Source organism: Paracoccus aminovorans, from assembly GCF_900005615.1.
In the GTDB taxonomy this organism is placed as follows: domain Bacteria; phylum Pseudomonadota; class Alphaproteobacteria; order Rhodobacterales; family Rhodobacteraceae; genus Paracoccus; species Paracoccus aminovorans.
Genome location: NZ_LN832559.1, coordinates 1,291,799 through 1,305,936 on the forward strand (window position 1 = coordinate 1,291,799; position 14,138 = coordinate 1,305,936).

The window sequence follows — 14,138 nt, forward strand, 5'->3', positions numbered from 1 at the left end:
CCATGGAACTGCTCGTCGGCGCGCGCCGGATCACCCCCGACAGCATCCAGCCGATCCCCGGCGGGGTCGAGGCGGAACTGCGCGGCGATGCCGTGCTGTCGCTGCTGGACGCGGCCTTTCACGGCGCCGGCCGGATCGAGATCCTAGGCGGTGGCCTGGACCGGCGGCCGATGGACGTGGCGGGAATCGAGATGCGGGGCGCCTCGACCCTGGTTACGCTGCTCTGCGCCGGCGAGGCCGCGCGGCTGCACTGAAGATCGTCGCGACGGCCAGGCCGGGTCCGCGTCCCCTTGGGGGCGCGGAAATCTTTTCGTTTCCGGGTGCCTGCCAGCATTGCCCGCAAGTCACGATCAGTTCATTCTTTGCGAGCGTGGTTCATTTGCAACGGGCTCGAAAATCCCCTTGAACATGAGCATATTGCCGCGGTGCCTGTAAGAGTCGTCCCGGCATGGAAGGAGACAATCCAGATGAACAAACCCTCTTCCCGTCATCTTCTGACCGCTTCGGGCCTGGCCCTGCTGATGGCGTTCTCGCCGGCCGTCGCCCAGCAGGCCGCCACGCCCGGCGCCGATTCCGCGCAGGCCGCCGCCAACGACAACCAGCCGCTGGCTGCGCCCGAAAGCAAGGCGCGCCGCGAAAACGTCATGCCGGAAAGCTTTGCCGACCTGGTCGAGCAGGTCAGCCCGGCGGTCGTGAACATCACCACCACCTCGACCGTCTCGACGCCGCTCGCGCGCGGCCCGCAACTGCCCGAGGGCAGCCCGTTCAGCGACCTGTTCCGCGAATTCGGCTTTCCGGGCTTCCCGCAGGGGCCGGGGGGCAATCCCTTCGGCGGCCCGATGGAGGAACAGCGCTCGAACGCGCTCGGCTCGGGCTTCGTGGTCTCGCCCGAGGGGCTGATCGTCACCAACAACCACGTCATCGAGGGCGCCGACGAGATCGAGGTCGAGTTCTTCTCGGGCAAGACGCTGCCGGCCAAGGTGATCGGCAAGGACGACAAGACCGACATCGCCGTCTTGAAGGTCGAAAGCAAGGATCCCTTGCCCTTCGTCAAGTTCGGCGACAGCGACAAGGGCCGCGTGGGCGACTGGGTGCTGGCGCTGGGCAACCCGCTGGGGCAGGGCTTCTCGGCCTCGACCGGGATCATCTCGGCGCGCAACCGGGCGCTGTCGGGCAGCTATGACGATTTCATCCAGACCGACGCGGCGATCAACCGCGGCAACTCGGGCGGGCCGCTGTTCAACATGGACGGCGAGGTGATCGGGGTGAACACCGCGATCCTGTCGCCCAACGGCGGCTCGATCGGCATCGGCTTCTCGATGGCCTCGAACGTGGTCTCGAAGGTGGTCGAGCAGCTCGAGGAATATGGCGAGACCCGGCGCGGCTGGCTGGGGGTCAAGATCCAGCCGGTGACGCAGGACATCGCCGATTCGCTGGGCCTGGCCGATGCCAAGGGGGCCATGGTCACCGACGTTCCGACCGGGCCGGCGGCGGATGCCGGGATGAAGTCCGGGGACGTCATCACCAGCTTCGCCGGCGGCGAGGTCAAGGATCCGCGCGACCTGGTGCGCCGGGTGGCGGATGCGCCGGTGGGCAAGGCCGTGGACGTGACGGTGCAGCGCGACGGCAAGCCGGTCGAGCTGAAGGTGACGCTGGGCCGGCGCGAACTGGCCGAGGGCAGCGGCTCGGGCAAGATGGACAGCGCCAGCGAGGCGGCGAGCGACGTGATGGGCATGGCGCTGGCGCCGCTCACGCCCGAGATCGCGGCCGAACTGGGCGTCTCGCGCGAGATGCAGGGGTTGGTGGTGCAATCGGTCGATCCGACCGGGGCCGCCGCCGACCGCGGCCTGGCGCCGGGCGATGTCATCACCGAGGCGGGCCAGCAGCCGGTCGCCTCGCTGGCCGATCTGGAGGCGCGGGTCAAAGAGGCGCGCGACGCCGGCCGCAAGTCGATCCTGGTCATGGTGCGCCGCGCGGGCGAGCCGCGCTTCGTCGCCCTGCCGGTGGAATGATCGCATGAAAAAGGGCCGGGGTTCGCCCGGCCCGACTGGAACGGGGCGCCGCAGCGGCGCCCCTTTTCGCATGGCTTACGGCTTGGGCGCCTCGGCCGCGGGGGCCGCAGCCGGCGCGGTCTCGGTCAGGCCCTTGTTGGCCTCGGCCAGCGCGGTCATGCCGGCGGTGAAGCCCTTGAGCGACAGGTTCAGCTTGACCATCTGCTCTTTCGGGGCGCCGAAGGGCAGCACCGAGACGGTGGCCTTGTTGCCCTTTTTCAGCGGCGCAAGCTCGGCGTCGGCCAGACCGATGCGCGAGATGCAGCCCACCTGGGCGCAGAGCATGAAGGGATAGCGGGCCTCTTTCGCGGCATCGACCTGCAGCCCCAGCCCGGCCTGGAGATCGGTTTCCAAGGGCGCGATGAAGGTGATCACGGCCTGCACATTGCCGGTCATCGGGATGACCGAGGCCTCGGCCACCGGCGAATCGTTCTGGTCCTTCAGCAGTTGGAACAGCTCGCAGGGGTCCTTGCCGTTGTCGGTCTTCATGCAGCGCAGCGTCCAGTCGCCGTTGGTCGACTTGACATAGGGCTGGCCGACCTTGGGCTCGCCGTCGGCGGCGGGGGTCTCGGCCGGGGCTTCGGCGGCGGTGGCGGGCGTTTCGGCTGCAGGCGTCTCGGTGGCGGCCGGGGCGGCGGCGGGCGTTTCGCTGGCGGGAGCCTCTGCGGGGGCTTCGGCGGGGGCCGGGGTGGTCGCGTCCTGCGCCATCACGCTGGCGGCGGTGCCGGTCAGGGTGAAGAGGGCGGCGATCAGCGCCGCGGAAGTCCTATTTGCCATGGTTCTCTTCCTTTGGTCCATGCATCGGACCCGCTCCTAGCACGGGCGCCGCGGCTTGTCAGGACGGATCGCGTCGGCGGCCGTCACCTTTGCGTGCCAAGGGGATATGGGCGGAAACCTGCGGCGGCGGGGCGAGAGCGGGCCCCGAAAAGCAAGGGACCCGAAGCGCGCACGGCACCCCGGATCCCCGAAATTTACCTTCCCTGCCGGACTGGCCGGTCATCATTGATGCGAAAGCTAGAGGCAGGAAACTTGTCCGTCAACTACTCTATTCGACAGGTTGTGACATCGTGATGACCGCCGCGTGAACGGGCTGGAGCGTCGGCGCGGGCAAAAAAATGCCGCGCCGGAGGGCGCGGCACAGTCCAACAGGGAGGAAGCCGGCCGCCCGCGAGAGCGGTGACCGACAGGAACAGACTGGCACAAAATCGTTGCGGTTGTATTGTCAATTTGCCGCAGGCCGCATTTTTTTGCCGATCCGAGGAGAAAACATGACAGCAATCGTCGATCTGGCCGCCGGAACGGTCTTTCTGGGCGGCGGCGGAGAAGGTCATGCCCAGCCGCAGAACCTGCTGCTGAAATACGCCAACCGTCACGGGCTGATCGCGGGCGCCACCGGGACCGGCAAGACCGTCACCCTGCAGGTGCTGGCCGAATCGTTCTCGATGGCGGGGGTTCCGGTGTTCATGGCCGACGTGAAGGGCGACCTGGCCGGCATCGCCCGGGCCGGCGATCCGGAGGGCAAGCTGAAGGACGCTTTCGCCAGCCGGGCCGCGCAGATCGGCATGGCGCTGGACTATCAGGCCTTCCCCGTCACTTTCTGGGACATCTGGGGCGAGCGCGGCCACCCGGTCCGCACCACGCCGGCCGAGATGGGCCCATTGCTGCTGTCGCGGCTGATGGGGCTGACCGACGCGCAGGAGGGGGTGATGAACATCGCCTTCCGCGTCGCCGACGAGGAGGGGCTGGCGCTGCTGGACATGAAGGACCTTCAGGCCATGCTGGTCTGGGTCGGGCAGAACGCCAAGGAGCTGTCGCTGAAATACGGCAATGTCTCGACCGCCTCGGTCGGCGCGATCCAGCGCGCGCTCTTGGTGCTGGAGGGCGAGGGCGGCGACCGGCTGTTCGGCGAGCCGGCGCTGGAACTGGCCGACATGATGCGGCTGGATGGCGCGGGCAAGGGCATGGTGAACATCCTCTCGGCCGAGAAGCTGATGAACGCGCCCCGGCTTTACGCGACCTTCCTGCTGTGGCTGATGAGCGAGCTTTTCGAGCAGCTGCCCGAGGTGGGCGATCCCGACAAGCCGAAGATGGCCTTCTTCTTCGACGAGGCGCATCTGCTCTTCGACGACGCGCCGCCGGCGCTGGTGGCCAAGATCGAGCAGGTGGCGCGGCTGATCCGGTCCAAGGGCGTCAGCCTGTGGTTCATCAGCCAGAACCCGGCCGACCTGCCGGAATCGGTGCTGGGGCAGCTGGGCAATCGGGTGCAGCACGCGCTGCGCGCCTTTACCGCCAAGGACCAGAAGGCGCTGAAGCTGGCGGCGCAGAACTATCGCCCGAACCCGGCGTTCGATACCGCCGAAGCGATCCAGGCGGTCGGCACCGGCGAGGCGGTGACCTCGCTTCTGGAGGCCAAGGGCGTGCCGGGGATGGTGCAGCGCACGCTGGTCCGGCCGCCGCTGTCGCAGCTGGGGCCGATTGAGGATGCCGAGCGCGCGGCGCTGAACGCGGCCTCGCCGATGGCGGCGAAATACGGTACGGCCCTGGACCGCGAATCGGCGGCCGAGATCCTGGCCCACCGCGCCGAGGAAGCCGCCGCGGCCAGCGCGCCGCCGGCAAAGCCGGGCGACGACGACCTGTGGTCGATGGAGGCACCGCACAACCGCGGCCGGCGCTACGATCCGAAGCTGCAGATCCCGCCCGAGCCGGCCGCAAAGCCGAGCCGGACCCGCGCGGGCAGCAGCGACTCGATCGCCACCACCTTCGGCAAGAGCCTGGCGCGGCAACTGGGCACCAAGACCGGGCAGGCCCTGGTGCGCGGCGTTCTGGGTTCGCTGTTCAGAGGCAAGTAAGCGGCGCCCGCACGGGGCGGGGCGCGGCCTCGGCAGTCTCGGCCAGGATCGCGATCAACAGCAGGATATGGCGGTGGACGTCATAATCGGCGCGGCGTTCGCGTCGCACCGCGTCCAGCTGCGCCTCCTCGGCGCGCAGCCGGGCCAGGGCGACCCCGGCCGCCGGCAGGTCGTCGCATTTCAGCAGCCGGCGCAGGTCGCGGCGGCGGTTCCAGCCCGCCAGCCCGGCCCGTGCCGCCCGCACCAGAAGCCGCGGACGGCGCATCTGCGGTTGGCCGAGGCGCGGCTGGAAGGCGATCACATTGCTCATCATCGTCATGGCGGTTTCCCTTGCTGGCCGGAACAGGGAAAATTTTGCACAACCAATGCGTGTGTTGCGCCGCAGCGCCGAGCTGCGCGCGCCGCAGCAAGGAATATTTAGGAATTCTTAGCAAATATCGCCGCATCTCGGCCTGATCCCGGTGCGGACGGGCAGGGCGTAAAACAACCCATAGGCGAGCGTCTGCCCGCTCGTTTGCAGGAAGCGAAGGAATGACCATGACGATTTTGACGGGAGATTTCGCCCCGGAAGCCTCGATCGCCGCTCTGCCTGGCGGCTTCGGGACCTCGGCCTTCGGCCCGAGCGATGCGGACGAAAGCTCCCAGGCCCAGGATGCCGACCTGGCGCTGTATCTGCGCCATGTCGAGGGCGGCGAGACCATCCGGGCGCTGGCACGCGAGGCGGGCTGCCACGCCTCGACCATCCTGCGCCGCATCCGCCGCTTCGAGGCGCGGCGCGACGATCCGCTGGTCGACCAGGCGGTCGAGCGTGCGGCGGACCGCGGCCGGACCGCGAACCCGCCGTCGCCGGGCCGCACCGGCATGCGCCAGATCGCCCGCATCCTGCGCCGGCTGGCCGAGCCGGGGGCGCAGCTGGTGGTGGCCGAGGGCATGGACAAGGCCATCGTCGTGCGCGACGAGATCCGCACCGCGATCCTCGACCGCGAACTGGCCGAGCACATGGCGATCCGCGCCTGGGTGCAACTGCTGGGTCAGGGTCGGGTCAGCCGCTATGCGATCTCGGGGCAGGGGCGCGAGGCGCTGCGGCGCATCCTGGCCGCCCGGCGCGGCAATGCCCTGCCGCAGGACGAGGATTTCGCCCAGGCGGCGCCGGTGGCCATGGCCGAGCCGCAGGGCTGCGCCGAGGCCGCGGCCGAATTCGCCCATGCCAACCGGCACCGCCAATGGGAAGAGCGCGAGATCACCGACCCCGAGGACGGCCGCCGCCGCCGCACCCGGGTCAATATCGCCGAAAGCCCGCTCCTGATGCTGGCGCGGCGGCGCGAGCCGGACGGGCGCCCGTTCCTGGCCCCCGAACTGGTCGCCGCGGGCGAGCGCCTGCGCGAGGATTTCGAGCTGGCGCAGATGGGCCCGCGGGTGACGCAGAACTGGGACGGCTTCCTGACCTCGGGCATCGACACCTCGCGCGTGTCGGCCGGCATGGGCGGCGGCTCGGAAGGGGCGCGCAACCGGGTCGCCGCGGCGCTGCGCGAGCTGGGGCCGGGCATGGGCGACATGTGCCTGCGGGTGTGCTGCTTTCTGGAAGGGGTCGAGATGACCGAGCGCCGGCTGGGCTGGTCGGCTCGCTCGGGCAAGATCGTGCTGCGCCTGGCGCTGATGCGGCTGGAACGCCACTACCGCGAGACTTATGGCTCGGGCGCGCCGCTGATCGGTTAAGTTCCGGTCCCGGCCATGAAAAAGGGCGCCCCGGTGGCGCCCTTTCGTGTTTCCGGGGGTCGGATCAGGCTGCGGCCTGCACCGGATTGGCGCGCAGCCATTCCAGCACCGATTCAGGCGAGCTGGCGCCATAGGGATCCTCGGGGCAGTCGTCGCAGCGGCCGGGTTCCTCGAACCAGGCCTCGATGCGGCCGTCGTTGACGATGGCGGCATAGCGCCAGCTGCGGGCGCCGAAGCCCAGGTTGTCCTTGCGCACCAGCATGCCGACCTGGTCGGTGAACGCGCCCGAGCCGTCGGGAATGACCTTGACGTTTTCAAGGTTCTGGCCCTTGGCCCATTGGTTCATCACGAAACTGTCGTTGACCGACATGCAATAGATCGCATCGATGCCCAGATCGGCCATTTCCGCGGCGGCCTTCTCGAAGCCGGGCAGCTGGTAGGTCGAGCAGGTCGGCGTGAAGGCGCCCGGCAGCGAGAACAGCACCACGCGCTTGCCGGCGAAGTAGTCGGCCGTGGTCATCGCCTGCCAGCGATAGGGATTCGGCCCACCCACGGATTCGTCGCGGACGCGGGTCTGGAAGGTCACGTCGGGAAGCAGATCGCCTTTGTTCATCTTTGGTCCTTTCATCATCCGCTCCTCCCTCAGGCCGATGCTGCGGTGCGGCATCGACGGGGTCTAGATGCACACTGCATGGGCGTTGATCAAGGGGTGAAAAGGTCTTAGGTTCGGCGGAAATCAGCAAAGGATGCCGACATGGCGGACATGCCCCCGGTTCTGCGCCACCCCGAGAAGGCCCATCGCCCCGACCAGTCCCAGCCCAAGAAGCCGGACTGGATCCGGGTCAAGGCGCCGACCAGCCAGGGCTACAAGGACACGCGCGACCTGCTGCGCGAGCATCGCCTGTCCACCGTCTGCGAAGAGGCGGGCTGTCCCAACGTCGGCGAATGCTGGAGCCAGGGCCACGCCACCATGATGATCATGGGCGAGATCTGCACCCGCGGCTGTTCCTTCTGCAACGTCCAGACCGGCAAGCCCAATGCGCTGGACGCCTTCGAGCCGGGCCGCGTCGCCCATGCCGTGCAGAAGCTGGGGCTGAACCATGTCGTGCTGACCTCGGTCGACCGCGACGACCTGGACGACGGCGGCGCCGAGCATTTCGCCCAGACCATCCGCGCCATTCGCCACCGCTCGCCCAAGTCCACCATCGAGGTGCTGACGCCCGACTTCCTGAAGTCAAAGCCCGGCGCGCTGGAAACGGTGGTCGAGGCGCGGCCCGACGTCTTCAACCACAACCTGGAAACCGTGCCCGGGCTTTACCCGACCGTGCGGCCCGGCGCGCGCTATTTCCACTCGCTGCGGCTGTTGCAGCGCGTCAAGGAACTGGATCCCGGCATGTTCACCAAGTCGGGGATCATGGTCGGCCTTGGCGAGGATCGGCAGGGCGTCTTGCAGGTCATGGACGACATGCGCGCCGCCGACATCGACTTCATGACCATCGGGCAATACCTGCAGCCGACGCCGAAGCATCACCGCGTCGACCGCTTCGTCACCCCCGAGGAGTTCAAGAGCTATGAGAAGGCCGCCTATGGCAAGGGCTTCCTGATGGTCTCGGCGACGCCGCTGACGCGGTCCTCGTATCACGCCGGCGACGATTTCGCGCGGATGCGCACGGCGCGGATGGAGAAGCTGGGCCGCGCCTGACGCGGTCTCTTGCAAAAGCGCTTCGGGATTGTGCAGGAGGTGTTCCACGAGGTCTTAGGCTCCAGGCTCATTGAATTTGACCGCCGGAAGAGAACGATTGCGGCGAGCATGATCGCGGAGAAGGAAGTATCAGGGCATCGGCTGTCTCGTGTGGCGGCACGCCGCCAGTCCTTGAGGTGCCCGAACATGGTCTCGATGCGGTTGCGCCGGTTGTGGCGCCGCTTGTCGCATTCCACCGCCTTCTTGCGAATCTTCCGGCCTGGGATGCAGGCCCTTGTTTTTCAATGCATCCCTGGACCGGTCGGCGTCATATCCCCGATCTGCCAGCAACCAGCCCGCCTTCGGCAGGCTGCTCAGAAGGGCCGCCGCGTCGGTGGAATCGCTCAGCTGACCAGCGGACAGGAAAAACCCGATCGGTCGGCCTTTGGCGTCGGCTCCGGCGTGCAGTTTGATGTTCATGCCCCGATTTCACCGTGCCGCGCAGGATGCAGACCCGCAACCTGACCGGCATCGGAGAGCCGTAATGCTGTGGGGAGCGTCACTCGGGGCGCTGGAACTGCGCAGCGAGGGCGGGGCAACTCGCCTTCGGGCCATGTTCCCTTATGGCGCGGAAACCGAACTGGCAGCCGGGCGGTATGAGGTCATCGCGGCCCGCGCCTTCGCGGGCCGGATCGAGTGGGGCGAGGATATCCACCTGCTGGCCGGCCACGACTTCAACCGCCCACTGGCCTCGCGCGCGGCAGGCACCTTGCAGCTGCGCGACACCGATAGCGCCTTGCAGATCGAGGCCACGATTGACGGTCAGACCAGCTGGCCGCGGGACTTCCTTGCCGCCCATGCCTCGGGCCTGATCCGGGGCCTGTCGCCGGGCTTCCGCGTTCCCCGCGGTGGCGAGCGGATCGAGCGGCGCGCGGCCGGGACGCTGCGCACCGTCACGGCGGCAGACCTGTTCGAGGTCTCGGCCGTCACCCGGCCGGCCTATTCGCAAGCCCAGATCGAGGCGAGGGCATGGGAAATCCACCAGGACCGCCAGCCCTATCGCGGCCCGGCCTGTCACCTGATCCCATTCGGCTGGCGCATTGCTGGGCGCACGCAAGGCGCAAGCTGAAAGAGGTCTTCGACCGCGATGGCTTGGAGATTGCCGCCGAGGGCCTGCGCCAGATCGACGCCGACCGACAGCGCAGGATGGTCCCGCTCGATCATCCGCCGCCTCACTTTCCGGTCCACGGGGCTCTGTTGCACAAATCCTGTCATGGATTCATCTGATGAAACCCGTACGGTAGCTGGTCTGCATGAGCCGACCCGCATCCCCGACATACAGAACCCGGAACTGGCCAGCCTACAATGAAGCGCTCAAGCGCCGGGGTTCGCTGACGATCTGGTTCGACCCCGAGATGAGCTGGGATGCCGCGCCGACAGGCAGGCGTGGCCGCCAGCAGACCTACAGCGATGCCGCCATTCAGACGTGTCTTTCGATGAAGGTGCTCTTCGGCATGGCGCTCAGGCAGACGACTGGTTTCGTCGAGAGCCTGCTGCAGTTGGTTGGTCTCGACTGGACGGTGCCTGACTTCAGCACCCTGTCCCGTCGCCAGAAGACCCTGGCTGTGAACATACCGTATCGCGGGTCCAAGGGGCCGCTGCACCTGCTGATCGACAGCACTGGCATCAAGGTCGAGGGCGAAGGCGAGTGGCACGCCCGCAAGCATGGCGGCCCGAAACGGCGCGTCTGGCGCAAGATCCATCTGGGGATTGATGAGGAAACGCTGGAGGTTCGGGCGGTGGAGATCACAGGGAGCCACATCGGCGATGCGCCGGTGTTACCCGACCTGCTCAAACAGATCCCGGCGCACGAGCAGATCGGCCGCGTCACAGCAGACGGCGCCTACGACACCCGCAAATGCCACGATGCCATCGCTGACCGCGGCGCCGACGCTGTCATTCCGCCCCGCAAGAACGCCAAACCCTGGAAGACAGTCGCCGCCGGCGCGGGCGCACGAAACGAGGCTCTGCGGGCATCGAAATACCTCGGTCGTGCCCTCTGGCGACGATGGAGTGGATACCACCCCCGAAGCCGCGTCGAGACGAAGATGCACTGTGTGAAACTGCTGGGTCAGCGCCTCATGGCACGGGACTTTGACCGACAGGTCGCCGAGCTTCAGGTCCGTATCGCTATTCTGAACCGTTACACCGCGCTTGGCATCCCCGTCACAGAGGCCGTGGGATAGATCTGTCCGGGGAAGGGGGAAATCCGGCCATCAACTCTTTGGTGCAACAGAGTCTCATCCGACCGGCAAATCATCCGTGGCACATCCAAGACGATATCTGGAACCATATCCACGACGATTGGGATTGGGCAGTGTTTCATCCGACCTGCACTTATCTCACATGTTCTGCGGCATGGGCGTTCAAAGACCTCGACTATGACCGCTACCCGGGCACCGGCTATCACCAGAGGGTTCAGCCAGGCACGTTGACCGGCGCGGCCCGAAGGGAAGCCCGCGCGGCAGCACTCGATGACTTCAAGCGGTTGCTGGACCTGCCGTATCCGAAAGCCATTGAGAACCCGGCAACAAGCTTCGTCAACAGGGCGATCCGACCGCCCGATCAGGTGATCCAGCCGTGGCAGTTCGGGGACGACGCCTCAAAGGCCACAGGGCTATGGCTGGACCGTCTGCCACGTCTTGTCCCTGATCCGACCAAGCGTGTTCCAGGACGGCTGGTGACGCGTCCTGACGGCAAGGTTGTGGAGAGGTGGTTCAACCAGACAGACTCTGGGCAAAACCGTCTGGGACCGACTGAGGGCAGGTGGTTGCAGCGGTCATTAACCTACCCAGGGATCGCACGGGCGATGGCTGAGCAGTGGTGTAAAGACACCCGCCCCAACTCCGAGGCGGGTATCAACTTGCGAACTAGACCGCACTTATGATCAGAGCTAACGACCGATATATATCCGCGTATAATAGAAAGTCTATATCGCTGACAGGACGGTCTAAATACCAAGTCGTCAGCTAAAGCAGTGATTGTTGTATTTCGAACTGTCAATGTATCACCGTTTCCAAAATCAAATACCACATTTGCACCAATCTGCGGCGTAGCCTTGAGCCTGGGTAAATGTTGTTACCCCAAAGTTGAGCAGGCGGATTGTATCCGTATTGTCCTCAAAGTCAGTGATTACATCTTGATCGTAATTCTTACTGAATATGAATGTGTCGGCGCCCGCACCTCCGGCCAAGTTGTCGTTGCCGTATCGACCGGATATGATATTCGCCCCGCTGTTTCCGGTTATATTGTTGCTTCCACCTGAACCATAGGCGTTCAAGTTCTGCGCGCCGAGCAAGATAATGTTTTCAATATTGGCGTAAACATCACCAGATCGGTTCAGGTCAATGCTAATTGAGGAGTTGATCCGATCCGTGCCGCCGGTGGCCGTTTCGACGATGATGTCACGAATATCATCGACAAAGTAGATATCGTTGCCAGTGCCACCGACCATACTGTCTACCCCGGCTCCGCCATTCAGAATGTCGTTGCCAGCTTCACCATACAAAGTATCATTTCCTGCTGCGCCAACAATACTGTCATTTCCCGCTCTTCCGTTCAGAAGGTTGTTTCCCCTGTTTCCGGTTAGGCTATTATCGGAAACTGAACCGTAGGCATTAATATTTTCGGTGCCTTGGAGAACTACATGCTCGACATTGGCGTAGGCATCATTAGGTCTGTCTAGATTGATCGAGATCGCCGAGTTAATGGTATCCTCACCTCCATTAGACCCCTCGATGACAACATCACCAAGATCATCAACATAATATATATCATTTCCCGCCCCACCGATCATGGAGTCCAAGCCAAAGCCCCCGTTCAGCGTGTCGTTTCCGCCTCCACCATAAAGAGTATCATTTCCGTAAGAGCCACTCAAATGATCGTCGCCATCATTTCCGTATAGGCGATTATTCCCAAGATAGCCGATTAAGCTGTTATCGTGATCGGAACCAGTAGCGGAAATATTGGATTCTCCAATAAGGGTGACATTTTCAACATTTGCATATCTTGCATCATTTAGATTAATGCTAATGTTTGCCACTATCTTGTCAACTCCGCCATTAACATTTTCATTTACCGTGTCGCCCTCGGATTCAACAACATAGCTATCATTTCCGACGCCCCCAGTCATGTTGTTGCTTCCGCTTCCGCCAGAAATAAAATCGTCTCCCGATCCTCCTGTAATTGTATCGTTCCCAGAGCCTCCAAGCAAATGATCCGAGCCTGTCCCGCCCGAGATATTGTCGTTTCCACCTCTCCCATATACGAAATCATCCGCGCTTCCTGCCATGAGCGTCTCGCCACGCAATCCTCCAATATAAACATCGACATCATTGGTGTGAACCTTCAAATCGTCACCCATGCCTTCGAAAAGTTGGGTAACCAAACTTTCAACAATGGCTTCGCTAATGGATGCTGCTATGAAGGATATGCCTACAACTGCTACTGCGCTGAGAATGGTAATAGGCATACCAGCCAATAGGCCAACCAACGCTGCCGCCATGCTCGCGGCCGCTGCAGCGCCTATACTGGCTCCCCAAAGTCCGCCGGCGACCCCCGCAATTGCTCCGGCAAACTGTGTGGTAACACCAGCGAGTCCTTGGCGCGTATGAAGTGCTTCCACGATTTCAGGAGATTCGAGAAGAAAACCAATAGCAGTAAAGGTGCGGCCTACTGCATTCGCCATAGCCGCGCCTTTAACGATATCTCCGGCACTGGCAGTTATTACGGCGCGGTGAATTGCTCTTTGATACCGACGGCCACTTGCATGCCTGTATCAAAAGCAGCAACGTTCCCCTGCTTAAAGTCATCCATAATTGCCGAGGTTATGAACCCCCAAGATGTAGTCGCGGAAAAAATAAGAGCAGTGTTAAAATCACTTGCAATATTATTGAAATTCGTTGGTGTGACAGATACCGGAAGCGGTATATATATCCCGGGTGGGGCATTCGGATCTCCGGGGCCGTCTCCAGGATGGTAGTAATATACGGCGATATTATGCTCATTGGCCCATCCCAGAATGGAGCTCATAAACGCATCGAATCCGTCGCCGATTCCAAAGCCATTACTGCCGTGGATGGTTACCGTATCTAAGGTTACGCTTTCCGTCATTGGTTCATTTTCTTTCGTCTTGGGGTTTGGTAGAAGAAATACCGGCTATGCTGTTTTTTAGGTTTGATATCCACCAAATTACGATAATCCACAACACTATGTAGGATAGATATCGCAAAAATTCCGGGGATGGTCGAACATTGTCCAATCTCATGAACAGTGCGATATTGCAAAAAGCAAACATCATTATGGTTGAAAAATGGGTTCCAACTCCGACCCGCCTGAGACCTGCGGGAAGCTGGACGGTGTAATGCCTGCCTACATAGAAAACTAGTGAGCCGCAAATGATATATGAAATAAACGAAAATCCAAAATATGCTTGACTGAATGTGTATTCAGCTTGGGTTGATGTAATTGATGATAGGCGGGTAACAATCCAATTGTTCGCTAAAGGCGGGAGATAAAAAATCTGCGCCACCAAATATACTAAAGAAATCTTTAAGGCATAGTCAATTACTCTAACTGAAACTTTAGTGGGGCGCTTCATAGTTCGTTCCAAATGTTGAGCGCAAAGGGCTTGAACTATCAAGGCCCCAGCGGCAGGAAGCTTTTGTAGCGTTTCAAGATGAAACAACAGTTCCTTCCTCTAACCAATCATGTTCGTCAACCCCGATTCGTTTGCCATTTTGTATTACATGCTATTTGCTGCAGCAGCTACACACCTCGGAC

General features: G+C 63.1%; 14 protein-coding genes and 2 pseudogenes. 9 read left to right on the forward strand and 7 right to left on the reverse strand.

The window, feature by feature from the left end; all coding sequences use genetic code 11:
- Window positions 1-2 precede the first annotated feature (2 nt).
- Window positions 3-254, forward strand: coding sequence for a hypothetical protein (locus tag JCM7685_RS06525; RefSeq protein ID WP_074966602.1), 252 nt, complete (start codon window positions 3-5; stop codon window positions 252-254).
- 213 nt (window positions 255-467) lie between these two features.
- Window positions 468-2,012 carry a DegQ family serine endoprotease gene (locus JCM7685_RS06530; RefSeq protein WP_074966603.1) on the forward strand — a complete coding sequence of 515 codons (1,545 nt, stop codon included), beginning with the start codon at window positions 468-470 and terminating at the stop codon, window positions 2,010-2,012.
- Window positions 2,013-2,087: 75 nt separating this feature from the next.
- Here the strand turns inward: JCM7685_RS06530 and JCM7685_RS06535 are convergent, their stop codons facing one another.
- Window positions 2,088-2,828, reverse strand: coding sequence for an invasion associated locus B family protein (locus tag JCM7685_RS06535; protein WP_231964693.1), 741 nt, complete (start codon window positions 2,826-2,828; stop codon window positions 2,088-2,090).
- A gap of 491 nt (window positions 2,829-3,319) precedes the next feature.
- Between JCM7685_RS06535 and JCM7685_RS06540 the strand changes: the two genes are divergently transcribed.
- Entirely contained in the window at window positions 3,320-4,900 is a 1,581-nt protein-coding gene (locus tag JCM7685_RS06540; protein WP_074966604.1) for a helicase HerA-like domain-containing protein, read from the forward strand.
- Here the strand turns inward: JCM7685_RS06540 and JCM7685_RS06545 are convergent.
- A complete protein-coding gene (locus JCM7685_RS06545) occupies window positions 4,887-5,219 on the reverse strand; it encodes a DUF6477 family protein (RefSeq protein ID WP_074966605.1) in 333 nt (110 codons plus the stop codon). The genes JCM7685_RS06540 and JCM7685_RS06545 overlap by 14 nt on opposite strands.
- A 212-nt stretch (window positions 5,220-5,431) precedes the next feature.
- On the opposite strand from JCM7685_RS06545, the gene JCM7685_RS06550 reads away from it, so the two are divergent.
- Window positions 5,432-6,616 carry a DUF6456 domain-containing protein gene (locus JCM7685_RS06550; RefSeq protein ID WP_083412607.1) on the forward strand — a complete coding sequence of 395 codons (1,185 nt, stop codon included), beginning with the start codon at window positions 5,432-5,434 and terminating at the stop codon, window positions 6,614-6,616.
- Between the two features lie 64 nt (window positions 6,617-6,680).
- Here JCM7685_RS06550 and JCM7685_RS06555 read toward each other — a convergent pair whose 3' ends face one another.
- Window positions 6,681-7,229 carry a peroxiredoxin gene (locus JCM7685_RS06555; protein ID WP_074966606.1) on the reverse strand — a complete coding sequence of 183 codons (549 nt, stop codon included), beginning with the start codon at window positions 7,227-7,229 and terminating at the stop codon, window positions 6,681-6,683.
- A 141-nt stretch (window positions 7,230-7,370) separates the two neighbouring features.
- Between JCM7685_RS06555 and lipA the strand changes: the two genes are divergently transcribed.
- Window positions 7,371-8,318 (forward strand): lipoyl synthase, encoded by a 948-nt coding sequence (gene lipA / locus JCM7685_RS06560; RefSeq protein WP_074966607.1) that lies wholly within the window; start codon window positions 7,371-7,373, stop codon window positions 8,316-8,318.
- An 86-nt stretch (window positions 8,319-8,404) separates the two neighbouring features.
- On the opposite strand, the pseudogene JCM7685_RS06565 reads toward lipA, so the two are convergent.
- Window positions 8,405-8,780: pseudogene (locus JCM7685_RS06565) on the reverse strand (IS5 family transposase); the annotation flags it as partial.
- A 61-nt stretch (window positions 8,781-8,841) separates the two neighbouring features.
- Between JCM7685_RS06565 and JCM7685_RS06570 the strand changes: the two are divergent.
- From JCM7685_RS06570 to JCM7685_RS19520, 4 genes and pseudogenes are all read left to right on the forward strand, one after another.
- A complete protein-coding gene (locus tag JCM7685_RS06570) occupies window positions 8,842-9,426 on the forward strand; it encodes an HK97 family phage prohead protease (RefSeq protein WP_074966608.1) in 585 nt (194 codons plus the stop codon).
- Window positions 9,381-9,482, forward strand: a pseudogene (locus tag JCM7685_RS20705) (IS66 family transposase); the annotation flags it as partial. The gene JCM7685_RS06570 and the pseudogene JCM7685_RS20705, both read left to right, overlap by 46 nt.
- 128 nt (window positions 9,483-9,610) lie before the next feature.
- On the forward strand, window positions 9,611-10,543 hold the full coding sequence (locus JCM7685_RS06575; RefSeq protein ID WP_100526042.1) for an IS5 family transposase: 933 nt from the start codon (window positions 9,611-9,613) through the stop codon (window positions 10,541-10,543).
- 41 nt (window positions 10,544-10,584) lie between these two features.
- A complete protein-coding gene (locus JCM7685_RS19520) occupies window positions 10,585-11,244 on the forward strand; it encodes a hypothetical protein (protein ID WP_139218163.1) in 660 nt (219 codons plus the stop codon).
- A gap of 135 nt (window positions 11,245-11,379) precedes the next feature.
- Here JCM7685_RS19520 and JCM7685_RS06580 read toward each other — a convergent pair whose 3' ends face one another.
- Genes JCM7685_RS06580 through JCM7685_RS19530 form a run of 3 tightly spaced genes read right to left on the reverse strand, consistent with a single transcriptional unit; the run spans window position 11,380 to window position 14,043 of the window.
- Window positions 11,380-13,044 carry a calcium-binding protein gene (locus JCM7685_RS06580; protein ID WP_083412987.1) on the reverse strand — a complete coding sequence of 555 codons (1,665 nt, stop codon included), beginning with the start codon at window positions 13,042-13,044 and terminating at the stop codon, window positions 11,380-11,382.
- Between the two features lie 38 nt (window positions 13,045-13,082).
- On the reverse strand, window positions 13,083-13,469 hold the full coding sequence (locus JCM7685_RS19525; protein ID WP_139218162.1) for a hypothetical protein: 387 nt from the start codon (window positions 13,467-13,469) through the stop codon (window positions 13,083-13,085).
- A 4-nt stretch (window positions 13,470-13,473) separates the two neighbouring features.
- Window positions 13,474-14,043, reverse strand: coding sequence for a hypothetical protein (locus tag JCM7685_RS19530; protein WP_139218161.1), 570 nt, complete (start codon window positions 14,041-14,043; stop codon window positions 13,474-13,476).
- Between the last annotated feature and the right edge of the window lie 95 nt (window positions 14,044-14,138).

Coding starts and splice junctions, on each gene's coding strand:
- JCM7685_RS06525 (WP_074966602.1), top strand. CDS start 3: ATGGAACTGCTCGTCGGCGCGCGCCGGATCACCCCCGACAGCATCCAG.
- JCM7685_RS06530 (WP_074966603.1), top strand. CDS start 468: ATGAACAAACCCTCTTCCCGTCATCTTCTGACCGCTTCGGGCCTGGCC.
- JCM7685_RS06535 (WP_231964693.1), bottom strand. CDS start 2,828: ATGGCAAATAGGACTTCCGCGGCGCTGATCGCCGCCCTCTTCACCCTG.
- JCM7685_RS06540 (WP_074966604.1), top strand. CDS start 3,320: ATGACAGCAATCGTCGATCTGGCCGCCGGAACGGTCTTTCTGGGCGGC.
- JCM7685_RS06545 (WP_074966605.1), bottom strand. CDS start 5,219: ATGACGATGATGAGCAATGTGATCGCCTTCCAGCCGCGCCTCGGCCAA.
- JCM7685_RS06550 (WP_083412607.1), top strand. CDS start 5,432: ATGACCATGACGATTTTGACGGGAGATTTCGCCCCGGAAGCCTCGATC.
- JCM7685_RS06555 (WP_074966606.1), bottom strand. CDS start 7,229: ATGAACAAAGGCGATCTGCTTCCCGACGTGACCTTCCAGACCCGCGTC.
- lipA (WP_074966607.1), top strand. CDS start 7,371: ATGGCGGACATGCCCCCGGTTCTGCGCCACCCCGAGAAGGCCCATCGC.
- JCM7685_RS06570 (WP_074966608.1), top strand. CDS start 8,842: ATGCTGTGGGGAGCGTCACTCGGGGCGCTGGAACTGCGCAGCGAGGGC.
- JCM7685_RS06575 (WP_100526042.1), top strand. CDS start 9,611: ATGAGCCGACCCGCATCCCCGACATACAGAACCCGGAACTGGCCAGCC.
- JCM7685_RS06580 (WP_083412987.1), bottom strand. CDS start 13,044: ATGGCGAATGCAGTAGGCCGCACCTTTACTGCTATTGGTTTTCTTCTC.
- JCM7685_RS19525 (WP_139218162.1), bottom strand. CDS start 13,469: ATGACGGAAAGCGTAACCTTAGATACGGTAACCATCCACGGCAGTAAT.